The 13,281-nt window shown below is 47.9% G+C and carries 13 protein-coding genes; 5 read left to right on the plus strand and 8 right to left on the minus strand.

Going from position 1 to position 13,281, the window contains the following annotated elements; translation table 11 throughout:
- Nucleotides 1-20 precede the first annotated feature (20 nt).
- Nucleotides 21-539, plus strand: coding sequence for an RNA methyltransferase (locus tag J4N44_RS26705; protein ID WP_252045487.1), 519 nt, complete (start codon nucleotides 21-23; stop codon nucleotides 537-539).
- Between the two features lie 89 nt (nucleotides 540-628).
- On the opposite strand, the gene gltS is transcribed toward J4N44_RS26705, so the two are convergent.
- Both gltS and J4N44_RS26715 read right to left on the minus strand, forming a co-directional pair.
- A complete protein-coding gene (gene gltS, locus J4N44_RS26710) occupies nucleotides 629-1,864 on the minus strand; it encodes a sodium/glutamate symporter (protein WP_005428854.1) in 1,236 nt (411 codons plus the stop codon).
- Between the two features lie 561 nt (nucleotides 1,865-2,425).
- Complete coding sequence (locus J4N44_RS26715; RefSeq protein WP_252045488.1) at nucleotides 2,426-3,058, minus strand: CatB-related O-acetyltransferase; 633 nt, start codon at nucleotides 3,056-3,058, stop codon at nucleotides 2,426-2,428.
- Nucleotides 3,059-3,256: 198 nt separating this feature from the next.
- Here J4N44_RS26715 and J4N44_RS26720 point away from each other — a divergent pair, with 198 nt between their 5' ends.
- The 4 genes from J4N44_RS26720 to J4N44_RS26735 all read left to right on the plus strand — a co-directional run bounded on the left by J4N44_RS26720 (nucleotide 3,257) and on the right by J4N44_RS26735 (nucleotide 7,178).
- Complete coding sequence (locus J4N44_RS26720) at nucleotides 3,257-4,030, plus strand: DUF4344 domain-containing metallopeptidase (protein WP_252045489.1); 774 nt, start codon at nucleotides 3,257-3,259, stop codon at nucleotides 4,028-4,030.
- 41 nt (nucleotides 4,031-4,071) lie between these two features.
- Nucleotides 4,072-4,458: a thiol-disulfide oxidoreductase DCC family protein gene (locus tag J4N44_RS26725; RefSeq protein ID WP_252045490.1), complete on the plus strand. Its 387-nt coding sequence runs from the start codon at nucleotides 4,072-4,074 to the stop codon at nucleotides 4,456-4,458.
- A gap of 175 nt (nucleotides 4,459-4,633) precedes the next feature.
- The gene (locus tag J4N44_RS26730; protein ID WP_045485989.1) at nucleotides 4,634-6,295 is read left to right on the plus strand and encodes a methyl-accepting chemotaxis protein; all 1,662 of its coding nucleotides are present in this window, start codon (nucleotides 4,634-4,636) and stop codon (nucleotides 6,293-6,295) included.
- 388 nt (nucleotides 6,296-6,683) lie between these two features.
- The gene (locus J4N44_RS26735; protein ID WP_005448882.1) at nucleotides 6,684-7,178 is read left to right on the plus strand and encodes a peptidylprolyl isomerase; all 495 of its coding nucleotides are present in this window, start codon (nucleotides 6,684-6,686) and stop codon (nucleotides 7,176-7,178) included.
- Nucleotides 7,179-7,317: 139 nt separating this feature from the next.
- Here the strand turns inward: J4N44_RS26735 and J4N44_RS26740 are convergent, their stop codons facing one another.
- From J4N44_RS26740 to J4N44_RS26765, 6 genes are read right to left on the minus strand one after another with little or no spacing between them, the layout of a single operon-like run.
- Nucleotides 7,318-8,109 (minus strand): LytR/AlgR family response regulator transcription factor, encoded by a 792-nt coding sequence (locus tag J4N44_RS26740; protein WP_009696543.1) that lies wholly within the window; start codon nucleotides 8,107-8,109, stop codon nucleotides 7,318-7,320.
- Between the two features lie 15 nt (nucleotides 8,110-8,124).
- Entirely contained in the window at nucleotides 8,125-9,147 is a 1,023-nt protein-coding gene (locus tag J4N44_RS26745) for a sensor histidine kinase (protein ID WP_009696542.1), read from the minus strand.
- The gene (locus tag J4N44_RS26750) at nucleotides 9,148-10,494 is read right to left on the minus strand and encodes a DUF1302 domain-containing protein (RefSeq protein ID WP_252045491.1); all 1,347 of its coding nucleotides are present in this window, start codon (nucleotides 10,492-10,494) and stop codon (nucleotides 9,148-9,150) included. It abuts the gene before it with no gap.
- 45 nt (nucleotides 10,495-10,539) lie between these two features.
- Entirely contained in the window at nucleotides 10,540-11,325 is a 786-nt protein-coding gene (locus J4N44_RS26755) for an outer membrane lipoprotein-sorting protein (protein WP_225473576.1), read from the minus strand.
- Complete coding sequence (locus J4N44_RS26760) at nucleotides 11,318-12,586, minus strand: ABC transporter permease (RefSeq protein WP_252045492.1); 1,269 nt, start codon at nucleotides 12,584-12,586, stop codon at nucleotides 11,318-11,320. The genes J4N44_RS26755 and J4N44_RS26760 overlap by 8 nt, the downstream gene beginning before the upstream one ends.
- Nucleotides 12,574-13,272 (minus strand): ABC transporter ATP-binding protein, encoded by a 699-nt coding sequence (locus J4N44_RS26765; RefSeq protein WP_005448872.1) that lies wholly within the window; start codon nucleotides 13,270-13,272, stop codon nucleotides 12,574-12,576. The genes J4N44_RS26760 and J4N44_RS26765 overlap by 13 nt, the downstream gene beginning before the upstream one ends.
- Nucleotides 13,273-13,281 lie beyond the last annotated feature (9 nt).

Below are 13,281 nucleotides of genomic sequence, written 5' to 3' on the forward strand. Positions count from 1 at the left end.
TAAAAAGCAGAACACCAACCATGACCACCAAGCCAACAGCCATTATTGGACTGTACAACCCAAAGAGTCCAACCAACGTTGGCGCTGTATTACGAGCCGCAGGCTGCTACGACGCTGCGCAAGTTCGTTACAACGGCACACGCTACAGCCGCGCAGTAAAGTTCCAGACCGACACCCAGAACTCACAAGAACGTATTCAGTTAGTGGAGATGGAAGACCTCACTGCTAATGTTGCCGACGATGTGGAAATTGTTTGTGTTGAGTTAGTGGTCGGTGCAACAGCCCTGCCGCACTTCACTCACCCAGAGAACGCGATTTATGTGTTTGGACCAGAGGATGGCTCATTGCCGCAAGAGGTGGTCGATAAGGCGCATCACGTGGTGTACGTGCCGACTCACGGTTGTATGAACCTAGCTGCGACGGTGAACGTTGTGCTTTACGATCGCATGGCGAAAACACTGGGGACGATTGATGACCACCAGCAAGTTCTTGCTAATCGCGACAACAAGAACCGCTTGAAAATGAAAGCTTACGTCTAGACAGACGAAGCTCGTCGTTGGCAAGCGCCAGAAACAAAAAAGGTCACAGCAATACTGTGACCTTTTTTGTTTCTGGCGTCTTAATCTATCTAGCCAAGGAACGAGATGTAACCTTGTAGAATGATCAAGTTAACAATGTCGATGAAGAAGGCACCAACGATCGGAACAACCATGAACGCTTGTGGTGACGGACCAAAGCGGTTAACGATTGAACCCATGTTCATTACCGCCGTTGGGGTTGCACCCAAACCGAAACCACAGTGACCACCTGCGATAACCGCAGCATCGTAGTTGCTACCCATCACCTTGAACGTTACGTAGTAGGTGAAGATAGCCAGAATCACTGACTGCACGCCTAGAATCACCAAGAATGGGATCGCTAGGTCAAAGATGTTCCATAGTTTCAAGCTCATCAGAGCCATCGCTAGGAACAGAGACAGCGACACCGTACCTAACATGTCGACCGTTTCGGCATCCAACTTACGAATCTTGGTCACTTCCAAGAAGTTAGTGATGATCACACCAATGAACAACGCATAAACGAAGTCTGGAATCATCAGCCATTGAATGTCGTAAGTGCTCACCCATTGCTCTACGTACTTAGCACCTGTTACACAGATCAATAGGAAGAACAGTTTCTCAACCACTTTTTTCGCGGTTACTTTGTCTTCTTCGTACTCGTTGTACGTCACCAACTCCGGGAATTTCTCGTGGGTTTTAGCATCTCGACCACCACGACCATACTCAGATTCGATGTTGTTCTTTTCGACCAGACGCTGCGCAACCGGACTACCGATGATACCACCGATGATCAAACCGAATGTTGCTGACGCCATCGCGATTTCCAATACGTTATTCAAACCGTAAACGTCTTGGAAAGTTTGTGACCACGCCGCCCCCGTGCCGTGACCACCTGAGAGAGTAATCGAACCAGCGATAAGCCCCATCAGCGGATCTAAACCCAATGCCGCTGCCAGTGAAACACCGACACCGTTTTGAATGATGATGTAGAACGACGCGACTGCTAAGAAGATGAAAACCTTCGCGCCCCCTTTCATTAACTGAGTGTAATTTGCTGCCAAACCAACGGTAGCGAAGAACATCAGCATGAATGTGTTTTGCAACGGTAAGTCGAACTCCAAATCGACGCCGTTAAAATGAAGAGCAGTAATGATGCAGGCAACGATTAAGCCCCCTACAATCGGCTCAGGTATGTTGAATTTCTTTAAGATCGGTAGCTTAGCATTAATGAAATGCCCCAGGAAAAGCACACTGATCGCAACCAAAAAGGACTCCAGTGCACCTACAGATATTAAATGATTCATATCGCCTCTTATTATTGTTCTCTTCATCCTCCGTAATGATTGAGTGTTAGTTTAACCTTCGCTCAATAGCAAATTTTCTCGCTATATTTTTCCGAAAATACTCAAAAGGTTGTGTTAAATGCGCCTTAGGCTAGTTTAAGGGACGGTCGTTAAGCGATGTTCTGATTTACGCGCTATTCGCAAGCCCTAAAATGTAAAAGGAGCCTGTTAAGCTCCTTCTTATCCTCTTCATAGACAAACAGAAATGACTGCTTGCAGGAGATGGATATCGTGTTGTGAGTATTGTCCGAGTGACACTTTCTGAACCGCTATCGGGCTCCCTTACTTAAACAGAAAGTGATCATCACTATCGAGCAAAGTTCCTTCCCGTTATAACGAATAGAGCGCCGTGGTGGCGCTCTAACATCTGGGTTTGCTTGTATCCCATCGTAGTTCAAAAACTCTGACTCATGGTGTTTGGAACGAGCCGAATCCCGGGAAATTCTCAAGCTTGCAACAAGTGTTCTCGTTACAACGGAGCGAGATTATAACATATCGCTGAAAATTTTCCTCATTTCAGTGCTATTCGCCACTTTCATAGTTTGCTTCTGCAATGATCAACTGTTCAATATCATTACTGCAGATGAAAGCGCGAAGTGCCTCGAACTTGGCTTTATCCCACGTGTAGATTTGCAGTGCGAGCAGCTTATCAACGATGTCTTGCTCAAAGCGAAGCTTAACAGGCTTTGCCGGAGAGCCTGCCACCACGGTGTAAGGTGGGACATCTTTGGTCACGACGCTGTTTGCGGCAATCACTGCGCCTTCCCCAATGGTGACGCCGGGCATAATCATCGCGCGCATGCCAATCCAAGCTGCATCACCAATCACGGTATCGCCTTTGCCTTGGTAAGATTGCTCGATGTCATCAAGAAACGGATACAGACAGAACCAGTCCGTCCTGTGATTGTGGTTGCCGCCCATCAAAATCACCGCTTCAGCCGCGATACAAACGTAATCACCGATATAGAGCTGATCGACTTCCCACCTCGGTTGCCACGCTTTACTGACTTCATCGCCATGCAGATAACGCACGACAGAATCTTCAAAGCCATTATCCCAACAATCGCTGTAATAACTGTGGGTGCCTTTGATGTGGATGTTTTGGTTTTGCACCACTTGGTGCAGGTACTGAAATTTGGACCAATGTTTTTTCATGGCAATTACCTCAATAGAGTAAATGTATGCCACGGAACGATTTCTCGTGGCGTTGTCGCTGCGTTCTCAGTCAACAACGCCTATTGGATGCGGGGTTGCAGTAGTAATGGATTATTCATGAATGTGTCCTCCAGCGCGCACACTATAAAAAGCATGTATAATTTTCAAGCAAACCAAACAAATAACAAGATTCCGAAAATGAAAAGTCACTCAGCCTTTGCCTCTCTGCTGCTGTTTGCTGCCACAGCGTCTGCGAGCGAAAACATTAAAATCGAATACCGCCCTGCGGAAACTGCTGACGATCGCTTTGCTGCGCAAGTGATTGAGAGCAGTGAAGTGAACGACATCTTCGTCCAGCTTTCTGATGATTACTTCCCGTTTGATAACCCACTAACACTGACCTACGGTGGCGAAGACGGTCCACTTTACGATCCAGAAACCCACACCGTCCATATTCCCTACACCTTCTATCTGGAATCATTCAACTACTTCACCAACAACAAATACCAAGAACGTTACGGTAAATCACCGAAAACGGGCGCGCTCGATACTTTGCTGCACACGCTATTGCACGAAGCCGGACACGCTTACATTGCCGATCAAAACATTCCGGTACTAGGCAAGGAGGAAGATGCGGTCGATAACTTCGCCACCATTTTGTTGATTGATTACGTTGATGACGGTGCCGATGTGGCGATCAGTGCTGCGGACATGTTCGCATTCGAATCCGACGACAGACCGGACTACTACGATTTTGGCGAGTACATTGATGAGCACAGTTTCGATCTGCAACGTTACTTCTCTACCCTGTGTCTGGTCTACGGCAGCGATCCAGAGCAATACAAAGCCTTGTTGGATGAAGTAGAAAAAGATTACTTACGCGATCGCAAAGAGTTCTGCCAATTCAATTACGGCAACATCCGTGATAATTGGCTGCATTACTTGCAAGACAATGAACTAAAAGAAAAATAATCGCGTAAAAGGGATAAGAACCGCCAATAATGAGCTCAATCATGACCAAACTGACCGTATTTTACGATGGCACTTGTCCCTTGTGCGCCAAAGAGATGAAGGCGCTAAAACAACGCGATTCCAAACAGCAGATTAAAACCGTCGATATCTACAGCGAGGCGTTCGCCGATTATCCGCAGATCGATCCGGAGCAAGCCAACAACATTTTGCACGCCCTCAACGATAAGGGTGAGCTGCTGCTTGGGTTGGACGTGACTCATCGTGCATGGCAATTGGTCGGTCGCGGTTGGTTGTATGCACCATTGCGTTGGCGCATTATCAAACCTGTTGCAGACTTGCTTTACCTCAAATTTGCCAAAAACCGCTACCGCGTCTCCTACTGGCTAACGGGCACTTCTCGCTGCAATAACGGTTCGTGTTCACGTTAATTGTGATCCCGCTTAAAAATGCTACGACCTTAGTCTAAATTTATAAACTTCCTGTACTTCTGATTGATTAACTCGGTTAATCTCTAAGCATTACAACAATAAGTATTAATAATTTTATCAGGCAGGCTTATTCAGCTTGTCACTTGTAACGCTGCGCCGAGAGAAGGACGTCTCTATGAATCTGACGATCAGAAAACGACTATATATCCTTTCAATAATTCCAATTCTAACCATGGCAATAGGCATGATGTGGTTCACCTACCTACAAACCACTGCCTACAACGAACACGAGATTGAGCAGACTCGAAGTCAAATGATGGAGATGAAAAAAGCTGAGCTCAAAAACTACGTCCAAATGGCGCGTTCCGCTGTCGAGCCACTACTCGCTCAAAACGCCCCACTTGAAGAAGCACTGCCTATCTTGAAACAGCTGGAGTTCGGTCAATCCGGTTACATCTTTGGCTACGATTCAAAAGGCGTTCGCGTCGTAGTGGGTAAAAACACTAAAGGCATCGGGGAAAACTTCTATAACTTGCAGGATAAGAAAGGCAATTACCTGATTCAGGATTTGCTCAAAAATTCCAAAACTGGTGAGTTCACGACTTATTACTTCCCGAAACTCGGTCAGAGCGAAGCACTACCGAAACTCAGCTACTCAGTCTTTATTCCTGAATGGGATTTGATGTTGGGAACGGGTTTCTATACTGACGATATCGACGCCATTGTGGCAAACATGGAAGAAGAAGCGCATCAGGCTCTCAACACCACACTGACGGCAATTGCTCTGTTCTGTGTCTCGATTGCAGCCATCGTCGCGGTCTTCGCGGTGTTTGTTAACCGGAGCATCATGAAGCCTATTGAACAGTTTGATGCTTCAATTCACTCTTTCGCGCAAGGCGATGCCGACTTAACCGCACGCATGGAAGAATCAAGCGTACCGGAGTTCACCCAGCTTAGCCGTAACTTCAATATCTTCGTTGAAAGCCTGCAGGGTATCATCAAGAGTGTTAGCCATGTTGGGCAAGAAGTGGTTTCAGAGACCAACGACATGTCACAGCGAGCGTCGCAAGTGGACGAATTGGCTTCAGGTCAACGTGAAGAAACCGAACAAGTCGCTGCGGCAATGACCGAGATGACAGCAACGGCGCACGAGATTTCCAGCAACGCTAACCAAGCGGCGCAATCCGCCAAAGACGCCGATGATAACTCACAGCAAGCGAAACACATTGTTGATTCCGCAGCGAGCTCTGTCGAAGCGCTCGCGCTAGAGGTGTCGGAAGCCAGCACGGTGATTTCTCGCTTAGAAAGCGATGTACAAAACATTTCTTCTTCGCTAGAAGTGATTCAAGACATCGCCGAGCAAACCAACCTATTGGCACTAAACGCAGCCATTGAAGCAGCCCGTGCAGGCGAACAAGGTCGCGGCTTTGCGGTCGTTGCCGATGAGGTTCGTAAACTGGCGAGTCGCACTCAAGACAGCACAGGCGAAATTCACCAAATGATTGAGCAGTTGAAGTCTGGCTCGGATGCAGCAGTGAAAGCCATGGGTTCAAGCCAAGCGCGTGGTGAAGCAACGGTTGAGGAAGCACGAGCAGCCTCTGCCGCACTGCAAGAAATCCAAGCCGCAATTGCTAACATCATGGACATGAACACCTTGATCGCAACGGCAACCGAAGAGCAAAGCCAAGTTGGGCAAGAGATTTCACAACGTATTGAAGTGATCTCTCAACAAAGCAGCCAATCGGCACACCTTGCCAACCAAAACCGCGCAGGCAGTGGCAACCTTAACCACAAAGCTAACGAGCTGTACGACTTGGTCGGTCGCTTTACGGTTTAACGCTTTCCTCACCCATTTACTATGCAAACAGCGACGCCAAAACGTCGCTGTTTTTATTTCTGCTATCCTCAGAAGTCTTAGGGTCTGTTGATCTTTCGTGGTTAAATTTTGTTCGAGATAAAATCGTTTTAGGCGAGGCAAGGAGTGTGTCGCCTAGTCACTCTAAGCAAATACTCCTTAACGAAGCATAAAACGATTTTAGCCGAACCCTTTGGGCAGCATTTGTTGGCTCTTTCTACTGCGTTATCGACTTCTCATGTAGGCTAGCTACACAGCAAAGCCTCTGCCTTGTAGAAAGAGCCAACAATTCGCTGCAAAAATCAGCTCGAAAGGTCAACAGACCCTAGCTATAATGCCGCCAACTAAGCACCTACAAGGGCAAAACCAGATGATTATCATGACCACCAATTTCGGTGACATCGAGATTGAACTGAACCTAGAACGAGCGCCAGTTAGCTCAAAGAACTTCAAAAAATACTGTGAAGATGGCTTCTACAACGGCACCATTTTCCACCGCGTTATTGACGGCTTTATGATCCAAGGTGGCGGTCATACCGAAGACATGGCAGAAAAGCCAACACGCGCCCCTATCGCGAACGAAGCAAACCGTGGTCTAAAGAATCTTGTTGGCACTATCGCAATGGCGCGTACCGATGCTCCGCACTCTGCAACGGCACAGTTCTTCATTAACTTGGAAGACAATGATTTCCTAGACCACACCGCAACTACCAACCTAGGCTGGGGCTACGCCGTGTTTGGTAAAGTGACTGCGGGTATGGATGTCGTAAACCGCATCGCGAAAGTGAAAACGACCTCTAAGCTTGGTCACGATGATGTGCCATGCGATCCAATCATTATTGAGAAAGTGACGGTCAGCGAATAAACCCATTCGCCTCTTCGGAGAGGTCATCACTATAAAACGAAAAAAGCGCCTAACGTCTTATGACCTAGGCGCTTTTTGTTTCTACTGCTGAAAAAATGAGCAGCGAGTTTACAGTGTAAAGAGTGAGCAGTTCTAGCGATTACATTCCTTTGAACAAACTTTGAGATGCACGGCTCACAGAGAGCTTGTTTTCTCCAACGTGAACAAACATCCTTCCAGCAAAGTCTTTGTTTACTTTGCTAATTTTGCACACTTGCACCACGCTTGAACGGTGCACTTGCCAGAACTGTTCTGGGTTAAGCTGCCCTATCAACTCTTTCAACGATGTACGAATCAAATACTCCTGCACTTTGCCTTGTCCTTGTTGTGCATACACAGAAACGTATTTTTCTTCCGCTTTGAAATACAACACATCAGACGTGGCAATCAGATGAATATCTTCCCCTTGCGTCGCTTTGATCCACTGAAGATATTGCGGCGTTTGTGGCGCGGATAATTGTTGTAACTGTTCTAACAGGCTGCTCATCTGCACATTACTGCTTTCTTGATCTCGCTTAGCAAGGCGTGCTTTCACTCTTTCACACGTCATCAGCAGGCGCTCATCCGAGATAGGCTTGAGCAAATAATCGGCGGCATTTTGTTCAAAGGCTTTGATGGCGTAATCATCGTACGCAGTGACAAACACAATCAAAGGTGGATTGGCGAGTTGATTGAGTTTTTGCGCTAGTGTCATGCCATCCAGAACTGGCATACGAATATCAAGAAACGCAATGTCAGGTTGGTTTTGCTCAATGGCTTGCAACGCTTGTTCACCATCCGCGACTTTGGCTATCACCTCTAGCTCTGGCCACACTTCAGCTAGGCTTTTATCAAGATGACGCCTCAATAGCGGTTCATCATCAGCAATAATGGCAGTAAACCCTGTATTCATTCCTTTCTTCCTTGATTACGATTCCATTGGCCAGCGCAAGCGAACACAAACGCCACCCTGAGCAGACTCACTGATAGAAACCTCTCCTTGCCCTGCGAACAAAGCTTCAACTCGCTGCTTGAGATTACTTAGACCCACGCCAGAGCCCATGTGCCCACTCACGTGATTCAAGCCAACACCTGTGTCTCTGACTTCAATCTTCAAGTTCTGTTGTTCGCGCTTGATGAGCAAGCTGACTTCGCCACCTTCTCGCTTCGGCTCAATACCATGGATGATGGCGTTTTCGATTAAAGGTTGGAGCATCATCGGCGGTAATTCGGTTCTGGCTAACCCCTCTTCCACCTCAATCTTATAACTCAGTCGATCACCCAAACGAGTTTGTTGGATGCCTAAGTAAGCCTCAATTAACGCCGTTTCATTGTCTATGGTGGTGTGCTCTTCACGTGAGCTTTTGAGCGTTGCACGCAGCAGCGCGGTTAACTGTTCTAGCATCAGCTTGGCTTTATCAACATCTTGCGACATGAGCGCACTGATATTTGCCAAGGTATTGAATAAGAAATGCGGTTCAATCTGGCTTTGCATCTGCTTAAGCTGACTCAGCAACAGCGCACGATCTTGCTCTGCTTTCTCGCGTTTGATGGCTTCCAACTCTCGTTGAGCGATTGCATGTTGCTCGCGTGAGTAGAAATAGAAAAAGCACATGGCACTGAATAACAACCCCATGAGTCCAACTGATAGCATACCTGAGATGCCGAAATATTCTCCGAGCCAAAACTGGGCGTTTACCACACCGAACAATAAGCAAGCCGTCAGCGAGATAGCCACTTCCGCCAAACGAGGAATGGTAGGAAACAGGCGGTCGACAAGCCATGAGAAGAAGATAGCCGAATAACCGAATCCAAAACTCACCATAACATGAACGTAGAATGAGCCGCCCCAAACAGAAAGCGTCATTGCTGCGATAAAGAGACAAAATGCCGTGGTCACTAATAAGCTACGCGACCATCCACTTTTCACCACTGATTTTGCTGAACACATTTAGAATTTCCCTTTGATGTTAAATACAATCATATGCTTATCATTGATTTGTGCGTAAGCAGATTGGTCGTCTCCGGTTAAAAAGCGTGCGGCAACTTCCACTTCTACACTTTGATCGCCGGTATCAATCCATTGGTAGTTAAGCCACTGCGTGACAATCACACCACCATCTTGTGGCGCCAACATCACATCCAACGTAGGGGTTACATCACTTAGCCAGCCCATATCAGCTTTACCGTTCCATGCAGCCCATGCTTCCAAATCCCAACTCCAGTGCAGCATTACGTTATGCTGAACGATATTGGCATGCTGAAACCCTTGGGCGTAGCTTGTCGCAAGTAGAGCGCTGCTAGCCAACAGAGAGTTGTTAGGTTCAGGGAGCTGAGAGAGTAATTCGCCACGCTCTATTGCTTGCTGCCATTCGCTTTTCGACCATGCTCGGCTGTCGTACCAATATTCAGCAATCACGTTGTGTCCGGCTTGGTTTGCCCAATTCAACCCAATTAAGGCTTGGAATGCGCTGCCCTGGTCCTCAACCGAAACGGGTTGGTAAAGATCATCCTGCTGAAACTGATAGCCGACACTTTGCTTTTGCCACAGCATGGAACCGTGCATGGCGATGGATTCATCCCACACAGCAATGGCACTGGCTCCGAGTAAACCTCGGCGCACATCATCGTAATAACCAATAAGTTGATACTCGGTGTCACCCACCAGCGCATAACGACGAATACCAACACCTTGTTGCTCTGCGGCTTGATCAAGTGCACTTTGGTCTTGTTGCCCCCAGCTTGAATCCGTTGCAATCACCGTCCACTCGCCTGCCATATCGTAGTGTGAAAGTGAAAACACACCCGCACCCTCTTCTGCGACTATGCCAACAGGATTTTGTCGATAAGGCTTAAACAGATCCAAAGGTCGGTAGCCATAACCCACGCCCCAATCCACGCGCAACTTACCTAAGCTCACATCAAGAGTGGTATCACCGACTTGCCACTCCCCTAGCCAAGCCAGCTCTCGAATCAGCAATTGGTTATCAGCTTCACTCCACCAATCACTCTTTCCTTGTTGATTGAGGTACAAACCTTGGCTGTACAGAGCAAACAAACCACTGAAGTTGTGATAATTCACCTGTACATCCAACAGTGCATTAAGTGAATCACGAGAACTGCCCTGCGCTTGTATAAATGCGCTGTCACGCTGCTTGGCCGTTTCGTAACTGACAGCCCAATCCCACTCAAAACTCAGTTCATCATTGGCAAAAGCAGGGGCTGACGCGCCCACACACAATGAGGCAGCAATCAACAAACTGGTGCTTTTGTTAAGGTTAGGCTGGTGCGATTTCATGTAACTTCCTTGCTCGTTTTCATGGTTCTATTTACGGAGTTCAGGCTAAAGCTGAGTCGTATTGGCTTTAGGCAGATAGCTTGGGTTGTAGAACTTGTTATCCAGTTGCCAAGGCACGATTTCTTGGTACTCGATAACGGTCTTTTTGTTCGGCTGAATGCTATCAAGCAAAGTCATCTCACTGACGTAGTCTTCACCGTTGTCGCTTGCACGTCCGTATTGCGCTTGCTTGGCGAGTTTGCCAGAGCGCAAGTAGAGATCAGCTTTAATTGGAAACGCATCTTGCTCAGACAACCACAAATCGATCTTCTGATAGCTCGCCCCTTTGGTCTTCGCGGTTAGAGCAAGATGATAAGCCGCGACACTTTCTCCGTTCACCGAAACGGTTTCTGTCGCTTTCCATTCACCTTGATAATCTTGGCTCCACGTCAGGGTTGAGATGTCGCCGATAGACGCTTCCCCAAGCAGCTTTTGCATCGGCGTAATGCGAATCGGACGGCGGCTCTTAGGCATTTGCAGCCAGTAGTTGTCGCCCATCATCAGCATCTTTTGCCCAGCTTCGACTGCTGATTTGAACACCACCAGCGATTCACGATTTGGACGCGTGTACACGTGGTAAAGGCGGGTTTTATCTAACTCTTGGTCTTGATATAAGCGCACCAGTGACACCACTTTGGAGGAATCATCTTGCAAGCGGTAGCTGTCCGCTTTTTCAATCAATTGCGCAACTTGCTGTGCATCTAGTGCTGTTTCATTCGCACTGACATTCATGCTTGCAACGCCAGTTACCGTCAGCAATGCAATTGGTAATAGTGATTTGAAATTAAACATAAATCAGTGCCTCCGTAATTGGCTTGTTCACCCCTTTGCGTGCCGAGAAAAACGCCGCAACCAAACAAATCATCAATACTGCGAATCCTGCGACAGCTACCAGCTCCCAAGAGAAGTAAATCGTCAATGGGTAACCTTCTGTGCGTCCTGGCGGTGGCGGCATTTGTACATCCACGACCATCAGTAAAATGGTGACTAGTGCCGTAAACAAAGCGCCGATGAAGCTGCCAATCACCGCAAGTAACCCTGCTTCGCGCAAGAACCCAGCGATGATTTCGCTAGGGTAGCTACCAAGAGCCGACAAGGTGCCGATTTCACGGGTGCGCTCAGTGACCGACATGGTCATGGTGTTGAACAGCGCAACAAAGACCACTAGCGCCATCACTGCCCCCATGATGCCGAAGATACGGTCGTACAAATCTTTCACTTTGAGATAAAAGAACGCACGTTCTTGCCAAGGCGTAATTTCAATATCTTGATCACCAAAGTTCTGTTTTTGCTTACTCAGAACCGAAGCAACTTGTTGCTCGACTTGGTTAGTTAAACTGGTATCGAACAGAAAGACAGATAACGCGCTGACTTTGTCTGAACCGAGCAGCGATTGCGCGCTGTTGATGTGCACGTACAACTGGCGTTTATCAAGCTCAGGTACGCCGGTTGAGTAGATGCCACGTACTTTGAAGTCATACGCATTCAATGCGCCATCGGTAGTGGTCGCCAGCAAGGTAATCCAATCGCCAACGTGCACGCTTAGGTTGTTCGCCAAATCAACGCCGAGCATCACTTCTGGCTCTGCTGGGTCATAACGCGATGCATGAATGTTCGAAAGTGTTTGCCCTTCACGCACGTCCAAAAACGGTCCTTTCATATCGAATTCGCGTTCGTTAACACCAATGCCGATAAAGATCGATGACTTGTTGCCGTTGGAAATCAAACCGCTGAACTCAACTCGTGGCTGCACACCTCGCACTTCATTCAACCCAATCAATTGCTTGGTGATGTCGTCGGCGTGAGTTAACCCGTTACTCAGCGGCATCTCTTCTTCTTTGGCGAAGTAACCCGGAGTGGTTAACGTCAGATGCCCCGTGTCACGCGCTGTCGATTCTTTCAAACTGTCATAGGTGTACAGACCAAAACCGCCCGCACTGGTTAACGCAAACACGGCAATAGCGATGATCAGCATCGACAACAAACTGCGACGACGATTACGTTGCAGGTTCAACCAAGCAAGGCGAACCGAAACAGGAATTAGCTTGCCCATGAAACCTCCTCCACACTTGCGTGCGTTTGGGTAATCTTGCCATCCACCAATTCAATGGTGCGATCACAGCGGGATGCCATACGAGGGTCGTGTGTAGCGACAATAAAAGTGGTACCAAGCTCGTGTCCAAGTCCTTTCATAATGTCGATGACCTTGTTGGCAGTTTGGCTATCAAGACTTGCGGTTGGCTCATCAGCAATCACCAATGCTGGTTTGTGCACTAAGGCGCGCGCAATTGCCACGCGTTGTTGCTGACCGCCTGATAGGTTATCGGGCATGTGATGAATAAACTCGCCCAAGCCAACGTGTTCTAGCATTTGTGTGGCGAGCTCGGTTTGTTCCGCTTTTGAAAAACCGTTGAGATGCAGCGGATACGCCACGTTCTCTAGCGCCGTCATCACGGGGACAAGATTGAATTTTTGGAACACAAAACCAAGCTTCTCACGACGCATTTTCGCCGCTTGCATTTGTCCGGTTGGGTATGGGCTGCCTGCAAATGTCACCTGACCTTGGTATTGAGTATCCAGCATGCCAAGCACGTTAAGTAAGGTGCTTTTGCCTGAGCCAGACGGTCCGCACAATGCCACCATTTCGCCGGCAAACACTTCACCAGACACGTCTCGCAATGCACGCACCGTTTGGTTGCCAAGGGCGTAATCGCGGCTAAGTTGATTAAAAACGATCATGACGCCTCC

Origin of the sequence: Vibrio sp. SCSIO 43155, from assembly GCF_023716605.1 — a bacterium.
Classification (GTDB): Bacteria; Pseudomonadota; Gammaproteobacteria; order Enterobacterales; family Vibrionaceae; genus Vibrio; species Vibrio harveyi.

Coding starts and splice junctions, on each gene's coding strand:
- J4N44_RS26705 (WP_252045487.1), top strand. CDS start 21: ATGACCACCAAGCCAACAGCCATTATTGGACTGTACAACCCAAAGAGT.
- gltS (WP_005428854.1), bottom strand. CDS start 1,864: ATGAATCATTTAATATCTGTAGGTGCACTGGAGTCCTTTTTGGTTGCG.
- J4N44_RS26715 (WP_252045488.1), bottom strand. CDS start 3,058: ATGAAAAAACATTGGTCCAAATTTCAGTACCTGCACCAAGTGGTGCAA.
- J4N44_RS26720 (WP_252045489.1), top strand. CDS start 3,257: ATGAAAAGTCACTCAGCCTTTGCCTCTCTGCTGCTGTTTGCTGCCACA.
- J4N44_RS26725 (WP_252045490.1), top strand. CDS start 4,072: ATGACCAAACTGACCGTATTTTACGATGGCACTTGTCCCTTGTGCGCC.
- J4N44_RS26730 (WP_045485989.1), top strand. CDS start 4,634: ATGAATCTGACGATCAGAAAACGACTATATATCCTTTCAATAATTCCA.
- J4N44_RS26735 (WP_005448882.1), top strand. CDS start 6,684: ATGATTATCATGACCACCAATTTCGGTGACATCGAGATTGAACTGAAC.
- J4N44_RS26740 (WP_009696543.1), bottom strand. CDS start 8,109: ATGAATACAGGGTTTACTGCCATTATTGCTGATGATGAACCGCTATTG.
- J4N44_RS26745 (WP_009696542.1), bottom strand. CDS start 9,147: ATGTGTTCAGCAAAATCAGTGGTGAAAAGTGGATGGTCGCGTAGCTTA.
- J4N44_RS26750 (WP_252045491.1), bottom strand. CDS start 10,494: ATGAAATCGCACCAGCCTAACCTTAACAAAAGCACCAGTTTGTTGATT.
- J4N44_RS26755 (WP_225473576.1), bottom strand. CDS start 11,325: ATGTTTAATTTCAAATCACTATTACCAATTGCATTGCTGACGGTAACT.
- J4N44_RS26760 (WP_252045492.1), bottom strand. CDS start 12,586: ATGGGCAAGCTAATTCCTGTTTCGGTTCGCCTTGCTTGGTTGAACCTG.
- J4N44_RS26765 (WP_005448872.1), bottom strand. CDS start 13,272: ATGATCGTTTTTAATCAACTTAGCCGCGATTACGCCCTTGGCAACCAA.